Raw genomic sequence first — 16,057 nt, 5'->3', positions numbered from 1 at the left:
GTGAGCGAGACGCTCACACTCCTCGCCTTTATTGTCAGACAGGTTAGTGCGAGCATCTTGCTCGCGCTTGAATTTATACCCAAAATCAGCAATACCAAAATTAAAGGGGTCGCGCCATACGGCTGTAAAACAGCGATATTGTTATCGAGTTTTTAACCTTTTGATCGCTAAGGTATGTGCATAACCAAAGCCATAGTAGTTATTAAAAGCTAAGAGTTATCTGAGCCTTTTTGTTCAGAAAGTTTGCTCTTTATTGCCTGCTCTTATGTTTTTATCGCTACAGGTTTTCAACATATTGCGAGGTCAATTATGGTTTTTTCTAATCACTCTTTACTAGGATTAGGCGTCTTTTTCAGCTATCAGGATGCAGAGGTCGCTTTAGAGAAGCTAAAAGAGGCAGGGTTTTTGAGCCATCAGCTCTCTTTTCTCGCCAAAAGCAGCGATCGCCATGATGATTTAGCGACAGCGTCTTTAGACAGTCGCTATTTGGGATCTCTACCTTCAGCTACCAACCCCATCGCCCCCAGTTCTGCCGCCAATAGCATGATCAGTGGTTTGTCTGGGCTAGTCGCTCGGCCTAGCCAGCTCGATCTGTTAGGAACCGGATCTGTTGTTGCCGGGGGACGGCTGAGTGAGATCGTCTCCTCCCTCAATAACTTTGCCGGTTCTAGCATAGAAGCGCTGAGGACTTTGGGTATTCCTGAGCAGACAGCCGCTTTGTACAGCGATCGCATTGGGCGAGGCGATTGTCTAATTGGGGTGGAAGGCTCTGGCCCTGACATTCTAGAGGCGGAGGAGATTTTGCATCACTGCCAGATCAATCACTGGCAGATCTATGAGATAGCGGCGGCAGACGTGCCTTCGGAGCAGCCAGTTTCTCCGCCAGCTAGCTTTATGGCAGCGGCCCCTGCTGTATCAACGCCTCCTGGGCCTGCTGACGGTTTGCCGTATGAATCTGCTGGTGAGTCTGACACTGCCCGGTTTGCAGTCGGTGCCTTTCGGCACTATCCGGAGACAGAAGCGGCTCTGCGAGATCTCCAGCAGATGGGCTTTCCGCTGGAGCGCATATCAGTGATCACCCGCAACGGCGATCGGATTAAGGCGCCCAGCGCTGTCAAGCAGATTGACGGTGTTGACTCTAGGCGTGAGGGAGCCGATCCGATCGCTCAGGTCAATCTCTACGATGTGGATCGTTCTCAGATGGGTAAAGGAGCCACTGCCGGAGCGCTAGCCGGGGGATCTGTGGGTGGCTTAACCGGGCTGCTAGTTGGGCTGGGAACGCTGGCGATACCAGGGGTAGGACCGATTTTTCTAGCGGGAACGGCTGGTACTGCGATCGCTGCGGCGCTGGCGGGTAGCGCGATTGGGGCTGCGGCTGGCGGTCTACTGGGAACTTTAGTCGGGATGGGGATTCCAGAAGATAGGGCCAAGGTTTATCACGAGCGTTTGGCGGCGGGGCAGTATATCATCGTCGCCACGGGGACTGAAGCTGAAATCCTGAGCGCTGAGAAAATCTTCAGCTCTTATGGCATTGAGGAATGGGGGATTTATCCGGCCTTTCAATCGTCCTTGCAGGCAGAAAACGTCGGCCAGGATGCCGTTTGGGAGGCTCAACTGGGCGTGCCGGTAGGCAGCTACTCTGCGGATCGCCGCCTTTATTAAGCTGTCGTTTGGGCGGCAGATCTCAAGCTCCTCACGCACTGAGATTGAGGAAACCAGTCAGGCTTGCTTAAGATTCCATCTTGAGATGGAGAGACAGGGCTAGCTAAAAGCCGCAATCTTAAGTGAATAAATTCAATCAGAATCTATAGTTTCAGCGAATCCTTTGCGGCCAGGAATTTAAATTCCTGGCCCTCTCTGTAGAGGTACGATTTATGCTTCTTCTGGTGGAACCTGTCTCTCAAACGCTGCGAGAGCCTGTCACAACTTTTGTGCTGCTGCTGGCTATTGTGCTGGTCACGCCGCCCCTCTTTGAACGGCTAAAACTGCCAGGGCTGGTGGGACTGATTGCGGCAGGGGTTTTGTTTGGCAGTAGCGGTTTAGGTTGGCTCAGTGCCGATGCTGAAATCATGAAGCTGTTTTCAGAAATTGGCAAAATCTACCTGATGTTTGTGGCCGGACTTGAGATTGATTTGGCGCTATTTCAGAGAACGCGCGATCGCTCAATTGGCTTTGGTTTGCTAACATTTGCCATTCCTTTAGTGGGCGGTATTGCCATCGGTTTGCTATTTGGTTTTGGCTGGCTGGCGGCGGTTTTGATTGGTTCCCTGCTGGCCTCCCACACGCTGCTGGCCTATCCAATCGTGCAGCGACTGGGCATTGTCGGGGATGAAGCGGTCACGGTTACCGTTGGCGCTACCATCTTCACTGATATTGGTTCCCTGCTGGTTTTGGCGATCTGCCTGGGCATCAATCAGGGAGATTTCTCTGCTCTGAAGCTACTGACGCTGTTGGGGTCGCTGGGGCTGTACGCGATCGCGGTGCTGTTTGGTCTAAAGCAGCTAGGCCAAGTCTTCTTTCGCAAGACGGGCAAAGATGAGGGCAATCAGTTTCTCTTCGTGCTGCTTTCAGTATTTCTATGCGCGCTCGTGGCCCAGCTGATTGGTGTGGAAAACATCATTGGCGCATTTTTAGCCGGACTGGCCATCAATAGCGTCATTGGCGACGGTCCGGTGAAGGAAAAAACGGAGTTTATGGGCAGCGTCCTGTTTATTCCTATGTTTTTTGTGGCGATGGGACTGCTGCTCGATCTGCAAGCCTTTAGCAGCATTTTGTCGTTTGTTGAGCTGCCGCTTTTGATTGTCGGCGTGCTGCTGCTGACTAAGGGACTGGCCTCCTTGGGGGCGCGGCAGCTCTTTGGCTACAGCTGGCCTCAAACCTGGACGATGTGGTCGCTGTCTATTCCTCAGGTGGCGGCGACTCTAGCGGCAGCGCTGGTGGGATACGAAGCCGAAATTATCAATTCGCAGGTGTTTAACAGCATTATCTTGCTGATGCTGGTGACGGCGGTTTTGGGGCCGTTGGTGACGGCTAGAGCCGGTAGAGATCTGGTTGTGCAAGAGGCTTTTGACGAGTCTGAGGTTTTTGACTGGCTGCCGCCCCCTAGCGATATGCCCGAATCATTTGCGGTGGTTGTGCCCGTCTACAATCCCAACACGGAGCAGTGGCTAATTGAACTAGCTGCCACCGTAGCCCGCTATAAAAATGGCCGCGTCATTCCGCTGGCGATCGCGCTGGCTCAGCCCCAAATGGATTCGCCTCAGCTAGCCAAAGCCTTGGCCCGCAGCCGCCAGCGGTTGGAGGCGGCTCAGGCCATCAGCGCCGGCTTAGAAGCCACCATAGACCCCAGGCTCAGAATTGAATACAACGTGGCGCAGGCAGTTTCTCACGTCAGCCGGGAGGAAAATGCCAACCTGATTCTGCTGGGGATGGGGCGGCGATCGCGGCTGCGGCCCCAGCTCTTTAGCAATATTCAGGACACTGTCCTATGGTCAGCTCACTGTCCTGTTGTGGTAGCCCGCCTGCTGGATTCGCCCGCTAGTTTCAAAACAATTTTGCTACCGATTGAAAATCTCTCCCCATCGGTGTTGCGATCGCTGCGGTTTGCCCAGGTATTAGCCAGTACCCATCAGGCCAAAATCACCCTGCTGCACGTCTACCATCCCCGCGCTTCCGACATTCGCCAAACCCGCTTGCGGAAGCAAATAGAGCTACTGGTTGAGCGGCTACCGGTAGCCGAAACCCCTATCGAAGTGCAGCTTTTAGCCAGCGATAATGTCGTTTCAGCCATTGTCAAAACGGCTCGCAGCTACGACTTGACCCTGCTGCGCCTGCAGCGTCGCCGGGTCGGCAATGGTTTGACGCTAGGGGCTAGCACCACGCCGCTGATTGATCAGATCAAAGGCTCCATTATTCTTGTAGGTGAACCCCATCCCCAACGCGCCGATCGCCCGGTTCGCGCCGGCGGCTATTTGTTAAAAGCCTAGCGACTTCTACCGCCGCCAGCGCGAGTAGCGTCTCAACGCGCTCAGTAAGCGATCGCCCTCGGCAGCCGTGTTGTAATGCACGAGGCCAATCCGCACGAAGCCGCCTGTGTCTTCCAGGCCCAGTCGCTTGGTCAGCCCTAGGGCGTAGAAATTGCCGTGCCAAACAAAGATACCGCGTTGGGCCAGAAACTGAGCTATGTCTGCCGGAGCGCGATCGCCCTGGCGCAGCGCGATGGTTCCTACTCGCTGGTCAAGGCGTTGGGGGTCAGTAATGCCGTAGAGCGTTATCCCAGGCATCGTCTGGAGTCCCTGGATCAGCCGCTGACAAAGCTGCTGCCCGTAACGGTGCATCGCTGTCATCGCCGTTATCAACTGGGCGCGACGGCTGGTTGCCAGAGGCGCGAGTCGCCGACCTAAGGCTGCAATGTAGTCAACGGCGGCAATCAGCCCGGCTAAGCCCTCATGGTTTTGGGTTCCTGTTTCCCAGCAGGCTGGAATTCTGTCGGGGGCGGGACGGACTTTGTAGGGACGGAGACGGGCTAAATGCTCCCGCTTGCCATAAATGACGCCCAGATGAGGACCGTAAAACTTGTAGGGAGAGCAGGCGAGGAAATCACAGTCCCAGGCTTTGACATCAATTGGAGCGTGTGTGGCGTAGTGGACGGCATCGACAAACACCCACGCTCCTACCGCATGGGCCATCTGCGCGATCGCAGACACATCGGGCATCGTACCGACGGCATTGGAGGCTGCCGTGACGGCAACCAGGCGCGTGCGGCAGCTTAGCTTTTGCGCCAGATCCGCCTCATCTAAAGTACAGTCTTCTGGGTGAATGTCTACGGTTTTAACGATCGCGCCGCGCTCCGCCAAGGCTCGCCAGGGAGCTACATTCGCATCGTGATCGAGCCGGGTGACAACAATCTCATCCCCCGGTTGTAGCTGTCGCCCAATGGCGCGGCTGAGGGCAAAGGTAAGCGTCGTCATGTTCGGCCCAAAGATGACCTCATCGCGATCGCAGCCAAGCAAGTCAGCGATCGCGGCGTGGGCGTGGGCAATCACCTGATCGGTTTTCTGGCTGGTGGCAAAGGCTCCATGAGCGTTGGCATTGGCCTGGACTAAATAGTGGCTGATTGCGTCAATAACGGTTTGTGGCACCTGGGTGCCGCCTGGGCCGTCTAGGAAAGCGATAGGTTCTCCCCGCCAGGTCTGAGCCAGCGCTGGAAACTGAGTCCGTATCCAGGCTAGATGAGGCTCTAGGCTCAGCGCTGAGGCCAAAGTTGGATGGGCTAACACAGTTCTAGTCTCCTTTGCTGGCGCGTCATATGGGGCTGGGAGGTGAGAAGGCGGATGAGCTAGCAAGGCGGCGCTAGTTTAGCTCTGCCTGTTTGTCTTGGGGATTGAACGGAATATCCGGGCAGGTAAAGACTAGGACATCCCGGTGACCCTGCTCGGCGATCGCTGGCCGGATGTCTGTGGTGAAATGGAAAAACTGATGGTCGTTGAAGGCCAGCAATTCACCAGGCTGCAGGATTTTGCGGAAGACAGGCGGGCTTTGCAGATTTGCATACAGATGGGTTTCGCCGTCGGCTAAATTGTGGCGATCGAGGCAGAGAATCCCAACTAGATCAACCCCATCTTGATGGATGCCTTCAGGAGCAGGGCTGCGCTGCTTCTGGCGAGAGGTGGTCACGCGAATTTGGTGAACTCCCACAGTGTTAAAGGCAGAGCAGCGCTGACAAAAATCAAAGAAGGTCAGCAGCGCCTGGCGAAAAGCGGAATGCTCTATCAGCGCCGGATCTATCTCCTCGTATTCGCGGTAGACATCGCCCAGGTGCGGATTATAGGCTTTGCTCTGGAAAAAGATGGTGTGGGGGAGTTGGGTAACTATGCTGTCTCGGATGGAGAAATGGGAAAACCGCCGAAACCGAAATCCCTCTGGGAAATAGGGGTCAACGGGAAGGCAGTCAAAAAAGGGCTGAATGGCGCGAACATTATCATGGCCAATCGTTTCAATGGCATAGCTGGTTAAACAATTAAAGGTTTGACGGTTGGCTAAAGCAGGCATTCTATTTCCTCCTACGGTGTACAAGGCCGCTTGAGCAAGCCTGGTGCTTCATGCTGCTGCAGCGCTGGGAGCCTCACCGGGGCGATCGCATCCGAACGCCGACTTGAGTTCGGTGGCGGCTCAGGCGCAAACTGTTTTGTGAAGCAACGAGGCGATATCAAAGAAATTTAGGGGATATATCACTCCCTATCCGGAGCGTTTTCCTTGATTAAAAGCGCCCTTTTACTTAAGTGGTTCAAAAAGACAGCAACCCTGATGGCGCTTGCGGGAATTGGGCATCTATGCCGGCTGATTACACTGGTCGCGATCTAGCTTGAAAAGAGATTCAGATATCGTATTGCTGTTATCTCTTCTGAATCACTGCTACTGCGATCGCTCAAGCAATAAACTCTATTAAAATCATGACTCAGGCTTTTTAAGACATGTTGAATTTGTCAGAAAAAGTCAACTATATGGTTAAGAAATATTTAGGTGATCAACAAAAACAGGCGCTATTATAGAAGTGGCAACCTATTTGTTATAGAGTCTCAACTCTCTCTAGCTTTAGCTGTAGAGGTCTGTTTATCGTAATTTCAGCTTAAGCCTAGATTGAGCCACTGCATTTGTAGTTAAATCAGCTTTAAGGTAGCAGCGCAGACAAATTGCTCTGTTTTTGGCGAAATTTCCTTTTTTCTAAAAAGGTTGATTGTCAAATTAGCTAAACCAAATAATAGAAAATAGCGCAGCTTAATTCGGCTTTTTACGCTGAAACAGTAAAAGCTTAATTCATCATATTCGCTTTTCCATTGCCCTAATACCGCCTCAGTAAATAGCTAACAAAAACAGCTTAAATCTCAAATAAATAGGCGACTGATAGCACGCTTCTCGCCTTCATCAGAAGCCGTCTGTTTCTGTTTTAGGAAATTAATTCAATGATCTTAATTACCGGCGCTCAGGGACAAATTGGCTGCGATTTAGCGATCGCGCTGCGCCAGCAATATGGCCCACAGGCGGTGCTAGAAAGCGGACGGCGATCGCGTTCTCCTGACCGTTCTCCCTACGTGACTCTGGATGTCACTCAGCCAGAGCAGCTACGCCATGTTGTTGAAACCTATGCTATTCAAACGATCTATCATCTTGCTGGCTTCCTATCGGCTAAGGGAGAAGCTCGTCCGCGTCAGTGCTGGAACGTCAATATTCAGGGCCTCAGAAATGTTCTAGAGCTGGCTCAGGCCCGTCGCCTCAGAATCTTTTGGCCCAGTTCTATCGCTGTTTTTGGGGCGGGTGCTCCTCGCCACCAGGTTTCTCAACAGACCGTCCTAGAACCCGACACGATCTACGGCGTCACCAAAGTGACGGGCGAGCTGCTCTGCCGTTACTACGCCCAGCGGTTCGGCGTGGATGTGCGTAGTCTGCGGCTGCCAGGGCTGATTAGCTACCGCGCTTTGCCAGGCGGAGGCACTACTGATTTTGCCGTCGAGATGTTTCATGGGGCGCTGCAGTCTGGCCATTACACCTGTTTTGTTAAACCCGACACGCGCCTGCCTATGATGTATATGCCCGATGCCATTCGCGCTATGCAGGAGCTGATGGCGGCTAAGGCAGACGCCATTACAGTGCGATCGAGCTACAACCTGGCCGCCGTGAGTTTTTCTGCGGCAGAACTGGTTGCAGCTATTCAGACTCATCTGCCCCAGTTCACCTGCGACTATCGCCCCGATTTTCGTCAGGCGATCGCTGATTCCTGGCCCATCACCCTTGACGACAGCGCCGCCCGCCGCGATTGGGGCTGGCGACCGGCCTATGACCTGCCTCGGATTGTCGAGGATATGTTGGTTCACCTACGCCAGAGGTATTCCCATGCTCACCACTCCATTGCCAGTTGAATCCGTCCTCGAAACCATCCGGTCTAGGGGCCTAGACAAAGTGGAGCGCCTGCTGACCTCGCCCCAAGGAGCCGAAATTACAGTTGCTGGGGGCCAGCCCGTCCTGAACTTTTGCGCCAACAACTATCTGGGTTTGGCCAACCATCCCGACCTGATTCAGGTAGCCAAAGCAGGACTCGATCGCTACGGATTTGGCCTCGCTTCAACCCGCTTTATCTGCGGCACTCAGACAATTCATCGTGACCTAGAACGGGCGATCGCTGCCTTTTTGAGTACGGACGATGCCATTCTTTACGGCTCCTGCTTTGACGCCAATGGCGGTCTTTTTGAAACTATTTTGGGCGCTGAGGATGCGGTGATCAGCGATGCCTTCAACCACGCCAGCATCATTGACGGCATTCGGCTCTGCAAAGCCCAGCGCTACCGCTACGGCCACGCCGACATGGCAGAACTAGAACAGGCCCTACAGGCGAGTCAAACCGCTAGGCTGCGCCTGATTGCTACGGATGGGGTGTTCAGTATGGATGGTGATATTGCGCCGCTCAATACCATCTGCAATCTGGCCGATCGCTACAACGCTCTGGTTATGGTGGATGACAGTCACGGGACGGGCTTTTTTGGGCTGACTGGGCGCGGCTCAGTGGAGCACTGTGGTGTGCTAGGACGGGTGGACATCATCACTAGCACCCTGGGCAAAGCCCTAGGCGGCGCGTCAGGAGGCTTCACTACGGGGCGTCAGCCTATTATTGACTTACTACGGCAGCGATCGCGTCCCTACCTGTTTTCCAATAGCCTGGCGCCTGTGATTGCCTACACTAGCCTCAACGTCCTCAAGATGTTGGAAAAAAGCAGCGATTTGCGAGAACGGCTGATGGCTAACACCCGCTACTTCCGTCGGCAAATGACCGCCAGCGGCTTCAATATCAAGCCGGGAATTCATCCTATCGTGCCCATCATGCTCTACGATGCGCAGCTGGCTCAGGATATGGCTCAAGCCCTCCTAGCTAAAGGTATCTACGTCATTGGCTTTAGCTATCCCGTCGTCCCCGAAGGACAAGCCCGTATCCGCGTTCAGATTTCTGCCGCTCACAGCCGGGCGCAGCTAGACCACTGTATCGAATCGTTCAAAACCGTAGGACAGCATTACGGCATCATTGGTAATTGAGCAGTCCTCATCGCGCCTGTCGTCTTATGGCGATATTTGGCAGTTCGGCAAATTTAATCGAGGCGATCGCTGCATTGAGCAGGACTTGAGCTTTTACCGGGTACCCACCGATTTAGAGGATTTGTCCCCCATACTGATTGGAATTTTAACTGAGTCATAAAAACCGTACCCCTAGCCCTCTGTGCTAGCTACGAGCATAATGACAACTGATGACCAGTCACCCGGGTAGCCATCATGATGTCGTCAACTATCGAGTCGAAATTGAGTACAGATAATCAGACTGTTTATTTTCGCTGCATTGCAGGCTGTGTTGCCAAGCATTCAATTTTTGACGTGATTTATACCTGCCCCTCCTGCGGCAGCCTCCTGGAAGTTCATCATGAGCGAGAACCGCTGAAAAAGCGGAGCGCCGATCAGTGGAAACAGCTATTCGACTCGCGTATTAGCACAACCGCATGGCCCTACGGCAGCGGTGTTTGGGGAATGCGGGAGTGGGTGATTCCTGCTTTGGCTGATGAGAATGTCGTCAGCATGTTTGAGGGCAATACCAACCTGTTTTGGGCTGAACGGTTAGGCAAGCAGCTCGGCGTCCCTGAACTGTGGATTAAGCTCTGCGGCAATAGCCACACAGGTAGCTTTAAAGATCTTGGCATGACCGTATTGGTCAGCGTGGTCAAACAAATGATGGCCCAGGGCAGCCCTGTTAAAGCGGTTGCCTGTGCCAGTACGGGTGATACCAGTGCGGCCCTCGCCGCTTATGCAGCCTATGCGGGTATCCCAGCCGTCATTTTCCTGCCTGCGGGGAAAGTCAGCACGGCGCAGCTAATTCAGCCTGTGGCGAATGGTGCTCATGTGCTGGCGCTCGATACCGACTTCGACGGCTGTATGAAAATCGTCAAAGAAGTTACCCAGGATAATTCTATTTACCTGGCCAATTCGATGAACAGCCTCCGCATTGAAGGCCAAAAGACTGTCGGGATTGAGATTGTGCGGCAGTTTGATTGGCAGGTACCGGACTGGATCATCATTCCCGTTGGCAATCTGGGCAATATCAGCGCTCTCTACAAAGGCTTCAAGCTGATGATGGATCTGGGGTTGATTAGCCGTATGCCCAGACTGGTGGCGGCGCAAGCGGCTCAGGCTAACCCCTTTTATGAATCATTCAAGGCTGGATTCAAACAGAAAGTCAGCAAAACTGCAGGAGACACGTTGGCCAGCGCCATCCGAATTGGGGATCCGGTGAGCTATGACAAAGCGACAAAGGCGATCGCGGAAACGGACGGCATTGTGGAGCAGGCCACCGAAAACGAGCTGGCAGCGGCGACGGCAGAGGCTGATTTAACGGGTATGTTTACTTGCCCCCATACGGGAGTGGCTTTAGCCGTGCTGAAAAAGCTGGTCAAGCGCGGCCTGATCAAATCTAGCGATAGAACGGTGGTGATCAGCACTGCCCACGGCCTCAAGTTCACCGACTTTAAGGTCAAGTATCACGAATCGACTTTAGAAGGCGTAACCAGCCAGTACGCCAATCCGGCTGTCCATTTACCCGCCAACGCGGATACGGTGAAAGTGGAAATTGAAAAACGGCTCAACAGCGTAACGAGATAACCTGTAGAGGTTACTGCATCGTTCAAAGTCTTCTCCTGAAAGTGTAGATTTTTTAGTCTGCTCCTGAGTCGATGGTTATGCATTGCAAGTCATGTTCTTGAGAAAAAATTATGGAAAGGCCGAAGATTGCGGTACTGCAAGATATTTTCAGCTCTAGGCTTGATACGTTGGCCCATCTTTTAGAGGTCGCAGAGAAGCATTTTACTAACGATATAGAGTCCCTATTTCAGCGCCGAATAGCGCCGGATATGCTTCCCTTCGGCACGCAGATAGCCTTTACCTGCAACCAGCCTCGTAACTTTGCCCTGTGGTGTTTGGGTCAGCCAGCTAATAACTTGAATCCTGACGTAGCCTCTCTAGCCGATGCCCGCAATCATATTTCAGCCACCAAAGAGCTGTTGGCCAGCATTGATATCGATGTTGCCGAGACTAAACTTTCAGAAAATAAACGGCTTGAACTGGGACAGGGACTCTACGCAGACTTGCCTGGACTTTCGTACGTAGACGACTTTTTGATGCCAAACTTTTATTTTCATCTGACTACGGCATACGACATCATGCGGATGGCCGGAGCACCAATAGGCAAGCGTGATTTCATGATGCATTTAGTTCCTTTCGTCAAGCATCAAGGCAATACATAAACGCAAAGATCGTTCCTCACCTGAAATTCTTCGAGTGTTAGCGATCGCACCCTCAGGTAGTTATGCCATGCGCGTGACTATATCGGTTGGGATATGCAGAATCTAAGGCTTGATTGGGGGCTTGTCTATGCCTGACCCTGGTGAGGTAATGCGGATATTGGACTAAGCAGGTGGTGCTAGATCTTGATAGCGAAGGTAATAAGTCGGTTTTGCGTCTGATAGGAGTCTTGTCGCTGGGTAAGACTTTTTTGGCAGGTTGTGGGGTTGGGCAGATGTCGCTGAATTGAGGCTTTGGGGCAAGTTGATCTAAGGGGCATTACGGACAATCTCGAGGATGACCAACAACACAACGGCAAAAGCTAGCGTATGGGACGCAACGAAGCTGATACCCGGGCACAACTGATCGATCCAGCGCTTCGCAGCAGAGGATGGACAGAACAGGGTCATATTAAGCGGGAGCAGACACCGGGAGCGATCGATATCGTTCAAGGGCGCGGAAAGCGGCGCAGTCGAGGGCGGATGGATTATGTGCTGCGTTTGGTGGGACCAGCAGGGAAGCAGCCTGTTGCGGTTGCCCTGATTGAAGCTAAGGCAGAGGACAAAGCCCCGACTTATGGGCTAGAGCAGGCGAAAGCATACGTCAGTGGTCAACTGCACAATATTCAGTTTGTCTATGCCACCAATGGTCATTTGTTTGTGGAGTACGACCGCAGCACCGGGCAAACCTCATTGCCGCGTCCTCTGAGTGAGTTTCCCACCCCGGCAGACTTACAAAGTCGGTACGAGGCAGAGAAGGGCTTTAGTCTAGACAGCGACATTGCTAGGCCATTGCTGACGCCTTACCCCACGGGTGAGGGCAGACGCCGCTATTACCAGGATGCGGCAATTCGGGCGGCATTGGAAAAGATTGCTCAATGCACCACTCAAGGAGAACCCAGTCGGGTGCTGCTGTCTTTGGCAACGGGGGCGGGAAAGACGTTTATTGCGGTGAACTTGTTAAAGCGGATCTCGGATGCGGGACTATTGCGACGGGCGCTGTTTGTGTGCGATCGCGACGAACTCCGCATACAAGCCTCAGCCGCGTTTCAAAATTTGTTTGGGGCCAATGCCGCCACTGTGACCTCGAAGGAACCGCAGAAAAATGCCAAGGTGCTGATCGCTACCTATCAGACATTAGATGTTGATCAGGACGACTCAGATGCCAACTTTCTGACCAAGCATTACCCCGAAAATTACTTCAGCCATATTGTTATTGACGAGTGCCACCGTTCGGCCTGGGGCAAGTGGTCACAGGTGCTCACCCGCAATCCCGATGCGGTGCAAATTGGGCTGACGGCGACACCGCGCCAGCTCACCATTACCGAAGATAATCCCGAAGCCCAGCGGGATCAGCAAATCACAGCGGATAACCTAGCTTACTTTGGGGGACCTGTGTACGAGTACACCATTGCTCAGGGCATGGAGGATGGCTATCTCGCCGCCTGTCAGATTCGCTTGAGTCGAGTCAATCTAGATGATACGGGCATCACCAAGGAAGATATTTTGGCCCGAAACGCGATCGATGCCAGAACTGGACGCCCCATCACTGAAGAAGAACTGGACGAGCTATATGCTCACACTGCCTTTGAAAATCGGGTAATGCTGCCGGATCGTGTTATTGCGATGGCTCAGGACTTATTTAGCTATCTAATCCAGACGGGCGGGCCAGAGCAGAAGACCATCATCTTTTGTGTACGAGACTATCACGCGGATCAGGTGGCGCTGGAGCTGAACAACCTCTATACCCGCTGGTGTGAGGAAAATGAGTTGACCCCCTGTGAGAACTATGCCTTCAAATGCACGGCGGCATCGGGCGGCAAAGACTATTTGGCCGATCTGAAGGGGAGCAGGCGGAATTACTTTGTCGCCACGACGGTAGACCTGCTGACGACGGGGGTGGATGTGCCCAGTCTGCGAAATGTGGTGTTTTTTAAATACATGAATTCGCCCATCACGTTTTATCAGATGGTGGGGCGGGGTACTCGCATTGACGAGGAAACCGAGAAGCTGATGTTCTGGCTGTATGACTACACCAACGCCACTCGACTGTTGGGGCAGGATTTTATTACGAAACCCACGCCACCCTCCCCGCAAACCGCTGAGGGATCAAGCGACTATGACCCGGATAAGATTACCGATCCACCGCCACCCCTGATCCAGGTCGAGGGCTTTGAGGTGGAAATTCGGGATGATGGGGTGCGCATTCCGGTGTATCTCAACGGGCGGGATGTGATGGTTACTGTGGAAGAATATGAGGAGTTACTGACGGAACGCCTGATTGGCTCCGTGCCTACCGCCTCAGAATTTTTGGAACGCTGGGTGGTGCCCGATGCTCGCTTTGAGCTGATGGTTCGGCTCCATGATGGTGGCCTCTCAACCTCAGCCCTGCGGCGCATCCGCGATATGGATGAGTATGACCTCTATGACCTGCTGGCGGGGCTGGGCTATGATTTGGCTCCTAAAACGCGCACAAATAGAGTACAGGTGTTTTATAACCAGCAGGATTTCTGGTTTAATGAAATGCCACCCCCGGCGGCAAATGCCTTGCGGGCAGTGGTGAGCCAGTTTGTCAGCGGCGGCACCGATAGTCTGGAAAGTCGGGAGCTGTTTCGGGTGCCTTCGGTGGTTAAGACCGGCGGCGTGAAGTCGCTGAAGCTGCTGGGTAAACCGCTGGAGGTATTGACGGAGATGAAACGGAAGTTGTTTGCCGCATGAGGACGAAGACGGTTGAGAGGAAAGCTGGGAAATCAGTGCAGCAGAATGGGCAGGGGGAGTCGCTGCCGGATGGTTGGCGGTGGGTGAACCTGGGAGAAATTTGCGTGATTTTTAACGGATTTGCCTTCAAAAGTGCTGACTTTGTTCATGAAGGTATACCAGTTTTAAAGATGGGAAACGTCGGCAAGAATTTTGACCTTGTCTGGAACACATCGAAAATGAGCTTTTTACCTGAGAGTCATCTCGATGATTACGAGAAGTTTATTGTTCAAAAAAATGACTTACTGATCACTCTGACAGATATGTCTCCATCGGGAGAATATTTAGGCACGGTTGCTATTTTTGATAGAGAAATTCCTGCATTACTTAATCAACGTGTAGGAAGATTTGTCTTGAATGAAGATCAAGTCAATTCAACTTATCTATATTTTCGTTTGCGTTCGCGTGATTTTAGAGAATACGTGACTCGTGACGATACGGGCAACCTGCAGAAAAACACAAATCCGAAATACATCTATAACTTTCGCTTCCCACTACCGCCGATCGCGGAACAGAAGCGAATTGTGGGGATTTTGAGCGATCGCCTCGCCACCATCGACCAAGCCCGCCTCGCCACCGAAGCCCAACTCGAAGCTGCCCAAGCCCTTCCCGCCGCCTACCTCCGCCAAATTTTTAACAGCCCCGAAGCTCAAAAATGGGAGAAGAAAAGCTTTGGGAGTCTGGCCTTATCAGTACAGAACGGAATCTATAAGAAATCCGAGTTTTATGGTCATGGGCATCCGTTTCTTCGGATGTATAACATCCACAACAATAGCTGGAATCTTAGCTTCCATGAGACCACTCAAGTTGAAGTTGATGACAATGAATTAAAGAAGTTTTCTCTCAAGAAAGGAGATATCCTCATCAGTCGTGTGAATAGCTTTGAGTTGGTTGGTAAGAGTGGATGGGTGTGCGAAAGAGCAGAAGGTAATGTCTTTGAGAACATGCTCATACGGGTAAGACTGAAAGACAACATAAACTCAATGTTTGTTGCCCAACAGTTGAGAACCCCTGCTATCAGAAAACAAATTGAAGAAGTTGCCAAACGTGCTATTGGTCAGTCCTCAATCAATTCAACTGATGTGCGTAATCTTGAGTTACTAATGCCTAGCCCCGAGAAGCAAGCGAAATTTTCCAGTTTGATCAACGAGAAAATAAGTCAGATAGAGGAGGTGATATCTTCACTTCAGGACCAACTTGATACCATCAACGCCTTCCCCGCTGCCCTCCTCCGTCAAGCCTTCAACGGCGAGCTGTAAGCCACCTTTCGCCAAACGCGACATCATAGCCATTAGACCCTTCTCAACCCACCATCCTCCCAGTGGGCCATTTACAAAACATCGCCATGAGTACCGCCGACACCATCTACGAACTTGTCAAAACCTTACCCGAAGACCAAGCAAACCTCGTCTTAGTGTTTGCTGAGTTTGTGCGCCAGCGAGCTCAACCTGGCGCAGCTGGCGCAGCGCAGTCCTTTAATGACTTCTTCGGCATCCTCAAAGACTCCCCCAACTTCGACGACGACCCCGTCACCATTCAAAGGACGATGCGCAGTGAGTGGGACTAAGTTTTTGCTCGACACCAACATCATCATCGGCCTCATCAAAGGTAGCTCAGCAGCGCTCGACCTGCTGCAATATCTCGAGGCCATACCCCAGACTAGTGCCTATAGCTTCATCACCCGCATCGAACTTCTGGGCTTTCCGGCCCTGACCGACGCCGAAGCTCAGGCCACTACTACCGTGCTTCAGACCATGCAGTATCTTCCCCTCACCGCCGCCACTGAGGATATGACCATCCGCATTCGCCGCCAATACAGCTTGAAGGTTCCTGATGCCATCATCGCGGCAACCGCTAAAGTTCATCAGATTGAACTGGTCACGCTCGACCAGCAGTTAGCAACCCGCATGACCAATATTCTCGAACAAGCATAG

At 52.6% G+C, this 16,057-nt stretch carries 13 protein-coding genes; 11 read left to right on the top strand and 2 right to left on the bottom strand.

Going from position 1 to position 16,057, the window contains the following annotated elements:
- The first annotated feature begins 309 nt into the window (after positions 1 to 309).
- Positions 310 to 1,662 (top strand): SPOR domain-containing protein, encoded by a 1,353-nt coding sequence (locus QJQ48_RS21420; protein ID WP_346293286.1) that lies wholly within the window; start codon positions 310 to 312, stop codon positions 1,660 to 1,662.
- A 212-nt stretch (positions 1,663 to 1,874) separates the two neighbouring features.
- Complete coding sequence (locus tag QJQ48_RS21415) at positions 1,875 to 3,986, top strand: cation:proton antiporter domain-containing protein (RefSeq protein ID WP_346293285.1); 2,112 nt, start codon at positions 1,875 to 1,877, stop codon at positions 3,984 to 3,986.
- Positions 3,987 to 3,992: 6 nt separating this feature from the next.
- On the opposite strand, the gene QJQ48_RS21410 is transcribed toward QJQ48_RS21415, so the two are convergent.
- Positions 3,993 to 5,279: a cysteine desulfurase-like protein gene (locus tag QJQ48_RS21410; protein ID WP_346293284.1), complete on the bottom strand. Its 1,287-nt coding sequence runs from the start codon at positions 5,277 to 5,279 to the stop codon at positions 3,993 to 3,995.
- 73 nt (positions 5,280 to 5,352) lie between these two features.
- Positions 5,353 to 6,051 (bottom strand): 2OG-Fe dioxygenase family protein, encoded by a 699-nt coding sequence (locus QJQ48_RS21405; protein ID WP_346293283.1) that lies wholly within the window; start codon positions 6,049 to 6,051, stop codon positions 5,353 to 5,355.
- A 911-nt stretch (positions 6,052 to 6,962) separates the two neighbouring features.
- Here QJQ48_RS21405 and QJQ48_RS21400 point away from each other — a divergent pair.
- The 9 genes from QJQ48_RS21400 to QJQ48_RS21360 all read left to right on the top strand — a co-directional run bounded on the left by QJQ48_RS21400 (position 6,963) and on the right by QJQ48_RS21360 (position 16,057).
- Positions 6,963 to 7,916, top strand: coding sequence for an NAD-dependent epimerase/dehydratase family protein (locus QJQ48_RS21400; protein ID WP_346293282.1), 954 nt, complete (start codon positions 6,963 to 6,965; stop codon positions 7,914 to 7,916).
- The gene (gene kbl, locus QJQ48_RS21395) at positions 7,891 to 9,081 is read left to right on the top strand and encodes a glycine C-acetyltransferase (RefSeq protein WP_346293281.1); all 1,191 of its coding nucleotides are present in this window, start codon (positions 7,891 to 7,893) and stop codon (positions 9,079 to 9,081) included. Before QJQ48_RS21400 ends, kbl begins: the two co-directional genes overlap by 26 nt.
- On the top strand, positions 9,071 to 9,241 hold the full coding sequence (locus QJQ48_RS21390; RefSeq protein WP_346293280.1) for a hypothetical protein: 171 nt from the start codon (positions 9,071 to 9,073) through the stop codon (positions 9,239 to 9,241). Before kbl ends, QJQ48_RS21390 begins: the two co-directional genes overlap by 11 nt.
- A gap of 77 nt (positions 9,242 to 9,318) precedes the next feature.
- Entirely contained in the window at positions 9,319 to 10,689 is a 1,371-nt protein-coding gene (gene thrC, locus QJQ48_RS21385; RefSeq protein ID WP_346293314.1) for a threonine synthase, read from the top strand.
- Positions 10,690 to 10,799: 110 nt separating this feature from the next.
- Positions 10,800 to 11,330 (top strand): DUF1993 domain-containing protein, encoded by a 531-nt coding sequence (locus QJQ48_RS21380; protein WP_346293279.1) that lies wholly within the window; start codon positions 10,800 to 10,802, stop codon positions 11,328 to 11,330.
- 366 nt (positions 11,331 to 11,696) lie between these two features.
- Positions 11,697 to 14,084 carry a DEAD/DEAH box helicase family protein gene (locus tag QJQ48_RS21375; protein ID WP_346293278.1) on the top strand — a complete coding sequence of 796 codons (2,388 nt, stop codon included), beginning with the start codon at positions 11,697 to 11,699 and terminating at the stop codon, positions 14,082 to 14,084.
- Positions 14,081 to 15,382, top strand: a complete 1,302-nt coding sequence (locus QJQ48_RS21370; RefSeq protein WP_346293277.1) for a restriction endonuclease subunit S — start codon at positions 14,081 to 14,083, stop codon at positions 15,380 to 15,382. The genes QJQ48_RS21375 and QJQ48_RS21370 overlap by 4 nt, the downstream gene beginning before the upstream one ends.
- A gap of 86 nt (positions 15,383 to 15,468) precedes the next feature.
- Positions 15,469 to 15,690 carry a DUF2281 domain-containing protein gene (locus QJQ48_RS21365; protein WP_346293276.1) on the top strand — a complete coding sequence of 74 codons (222 nt, stop codon included), beginning with the start codon at positions 15,469 to 15,471 and terminating at the stop codon, positions 15,688 to 15,690.
- Positions 15,677 to 16,057 (top strand): type II toxin-antitoxin system VapC family toxin, encoded by a 381-nt coding sequence (locus QJQ48_RS21360; protein ID WP_346293275.1) that lies wholly within the window; start codon positions 15,677 to 15,679, stop codon positions 16,055 to 16,057. Before QJQ48_RS21365 ends, QJQ48_RS21360 begins: the two co-directional genes overlap by 14 nt.

This window comes from Sphaerothrix gracilis Ecp01, from assembly GCF_030405905.1.
Classification (GTDB): Bacteria; Cyanobacteriota; Cyanobacteriia; order Phormidesmidales; family Phormidesmidaceae; genus Sphaerothrix; species Sphaerothrix gracilis.
This window is presented reverse-complemented; position numbering and strand designations above follow the sequence as displayed.

Excerpts from the sequence above, each read along its gene's own strand:
- QJQ48_RS21370 (WP_346293277.1), top strand. The coding sequence starts at position 14,081 with ATGAGGACGAAGACGGTTGAGAGGAAAGCTGGGAAATCAGTGCAGCAG.
- QJQ48_RS21400 (WP_346293282.1), top strand. The coding sequence starts at position 6,963 with ATGATCTTAATTACCGGCGCTCAGGGACAAATTGGCTGCGATTTAGCG.
- thrC (WP_346293314.1), top strand. The coding sequence starts at position 9,319 with ATGTCGTCAACTATCGAGTCGAAATTGAGTACAGATAATCAGACTGTT.
- QJQ48_RS21380 (WP_346293279.1), top strand. The coding sequence starts at position 10,800 with ATGGAAAGGCCGAAGATTGCGGTACTGCAAGATATTTTCAGCTCTAGG.
- kbl (WP_346293281.1), top strand. The coding sequence starts at position 7,891 with ATGCTCACCACTCCATTGCCAGTTGAATCCGTCCTCGAAACCATCCGG.
- QJQ48_RS21415 (WP_346293285.1), top strand. The coding sequence starts at position 1,875 with ATGCTTCTTCTGGTGGAACCTGTCTCTCAAACGCTGCGAGAGCCTGTC.
- QJQ48_RS21365 (WP_346293276.1), top strand. The coding sequence starts at position 15,469 with ATGAGTACCGCCGACACCATCTACGAACTTGTCAAAACCTTACCCGAA.
- QJQ48_RS21375 (WP_346293278.1), top strand. The coding sequence starts at position 11,697 with ATGGGACGCAACGAAGCTGATACCCGGGCACAACTGATCGATCCAGCG.
- QJQ48_RS21405 (WP_346293283.1), bottom strand. The coding sequence starts at position 6,051 with ATGCCTGCTTTAGCCAACCGTCAAACCTTTAATTGTTTAACCAGCTAT.
- QJQ48_RS21420 (WP_346293286.1), top strand. The coding sequence starts at position 310 with ATGGTTTTTTCTAATCACTCTTTACTAGGATTAGGCGTCTTTTTCAGC.